4 protein-coding genes are annotated in these 2,103 nt (G+C 41.3%); 1 reads left to right on the top strand and 3 read right to left on the bottom strand.

The features are described from left to right. Nucleotides 1-202 precede the first annotated feature (202 nt). On the top strand, nucleotides 203-700 hold the full coding sequence (locus AB4232_RS14530; RefSeq protein WP_372087415.1) for a fasciclin domain-containing protein: 498 nt from the start codon (nucleotides 203-205) through the stop codon (nucleotides 698-700). 127 nt (nucleotides 701-827) lie between these two features. Here the strand turns inward: AB4232_RS14530 and AB4232_RS14525 are convergent, their stop codons facing one another. The 3 genes from AB4232_RS14525 to AB4232_RS14515 form a co-directional block, all read right to left on the bottom strand. Then, a complete protein-coding gene (locus tag AB4232_RS14525) occupies nucleotides 828-1,295 on the bottom strand; it encodes a GNAT family N-acetyltransferase (protein WP_371726655.1) in 468 nt (155 codons plus the stop codon). Between the two features lie 53 nt (nucleotides 1,296-1,348). After that, the gene (locus AB4232_RS14520) at nucleotides 1,349-1,663 is read right to left on the bottom strand and encodes a cupin domain-containing protein (protein WP_122047060.1); all 315 of its coding nucleotides are present in this window, start codon (nucleotides 1,661-1,663) and stop codon (nucleotides 1,349-1,351) included. Between the two features lie 98 nt (nucleotides 1,664-1,761). Next, nucleotides 1,762-2,103, bottom strand: a 342-nt coding sequence (locus tag AB4232_RS14515; RefSeq protein WP_372087414.1) for a YgjV family protein, incomplete at its 5' end; no start/stop codon positions are given.

The raw sequence follows: 2,103 nt of genomic DNA, 5'->3' as shown, positions 1-2,103 counted from the left end.
TCTCGATAACGTCGTTAGGTTTTTTGATTGTAGAATAACTACTTATCGAAACTATTTATTGAAAAGAGCAGCCTTGTTCTCAAGCTTTTTTCCTGCGCTATTTTTGATCACTTACTTACTGTGATTGGTATAAATTGATCCATCGCTTTGAGCCTTTCGTAATACCTGACGAAAATAACGGACAAACTCAAAGGATTCCAACATGATTAATAACATTAGCAAGTCTCTATCTCTTCTTGTCGCTGCACTTTTTTTTAGTGCATTCGCTAACGCCAATCATCATGAGATGAAAAAAGATATCGTCGATGTCGCAGTAGGAAATGGCTCTTTCAATACACTTGTAGCTGCTGTTAAAGCGGGTGGACTTGTAGATACTTTGAAAGGAGAAGGACCTTTTACCGTTTTCGCACCAACCGATGAAGCATTTGCCAAGTTGCCAGATGGTACTGTCGATATGCTTTTGAAACCGGAAAACAAAGACAAATTAGTCGCAGTGCTAACTTATCATGTAGTCGCAGGGAAAGTGATGGCGGCAGACGTTATGAAAATAGACAAAGCGACAACAATCCAAGGTCAAAACGTGATGATAAGCGTAAGCGATGGCACGGTTATGGTTAACAATGCAAAAGTGATTGCGGCTGATGTGGAAGCAAGCAATGGTGTAATCCACGTAATTGATACGGTCTTGCTCCCGAAATAATCAAATAGAAAGAAAGTCTCAGGCAAACCAAACTCTTTGAGGGTGTGACAATTCACACCCTTTTTAACCTACTGGGCTAAGCGTTGAGCATATCCAATTTTACCTACACTAGACATAACGTTAATGGCTACTTAGTGGTTTTCTCCATCACGTAATTAGTCAGCTTAACGCCACGTATTTCGACTTCCTGTTCATTCACTAACTTAAAGCCAAGGTGCTCATAGAAAGGCCTAGCGGTAATACTCACCTCAGAGAAGTATCTCGATACACCACGAAATCGACCAATCTCGAATACATGCTCCATCAAAGCTCGCCCTACACCTTTACCTTGATATTCATGATGACAAAAGAAGTGGTCAATCAACCCATTTGGTTGCAGGTCAGTATAGCCAACAATGTGGCCATCCAACTCCGCAACAAAAGGTTGGATACTATGCAGACACTTTTCCCACACCTCGGAGTCAAAGTCACTTGGAGCCCAAGCCTCAACTTGTTCTTGAGAATAGTCACGAACGTTAATATTTCGAACAGTATGGAAATAGATCTCCCATAATGCTTTGGCATCACTAACTTGGTAATTTCGAATTCTAACCACGACACAGTCCTTTCATGTATTGCTGATTGCCTATTCACTACTTGATAGCAATACTAACGATAAAACACAGCTAGCCAAATAGTCACAACGTCTCTATCCGTACCAATAACCTTGTGCTTCTCTCTCGCGGCAATATTGATGTAATCCCCTTTAGACAAGGTAACGACACGTCCGTCTTCGAACTCAATAACACCTTGCCCCTCTAGCACCATAACCCATTCGTTTTCATCTTGGTCATACCAACCTTGTTCTGGAGAACTGTGCCCATGAGATATTATTCTTTCAATCCGCACATTCTCAGTAGTAATGATGTCGTTGAAGATTTCGTCGGGTATTGACGAAGGCACATCCGAGTAGATATTTGACATCGCTCTCTCCTAATCCTTGTTAGATGAATATGGTGCATTGCTTTATCGTTTTATCTAAAGCCTAGCTTCCTGAGCTCCTGAGCTATAAGCTATAAGCCCTAAGCCACAGCACTTTTTCTGAAATAGAAACGATAATAGCCAACCAAGTTACTGCAGATAAATAGCGCTTCCATCAGTACAGCAGTTGGAGAACCAACTAAGTAGTTGTGAACCAACCAAAAGCTAGTTCCGATGATCATCAACTCTCTTAATCGACGGTCATCTTTATTGAAGGCTGCAAAGGTTTGAAATACGGAAGCAAAGCAACTCAATATGCTAGTGAGCCCCGAGTAAGTCACAACCGTTGCGACTACTGACATGGAACTGAACAAATATTTAAATTTGGGTGACGTAGAAAACACGCTCGTCAAATATCGAATGGTCGCGATGATCATCAAACT

Origin of the sequence: Vibrio sp. 10N.286.46.A8, assembly GCF_041470165.1 — a bacterium.
Classification (GTDB): domain Bacteria; phylum Pseudomonadota; class Gammaproteobacteria; order Enterobacterales; family Vibrionaceae; genus Vibrio; species Vibrio tasmaniensis_A.
Note: the sequence above shows the minus strand (reverse complement) of the source record. Positions and strands in the feature narration are given on the sequence as shown.

Coding starts and splice junctions, on each gene's coding strand:
- AB4232_RS14530 (WP_372087415.1), top strand. CDS start 203: ATGATTAATAACATTAGCAAGTCTCTATCTCTTCTTGTCGCTGCACTT.
- AB4232_RS14520 (WP_122047060.1), bottom strand. CDS start 1,663: ATGTCAAATATCTACTCGGATGTGCCTTCGTCAATACCCGACGAAATC.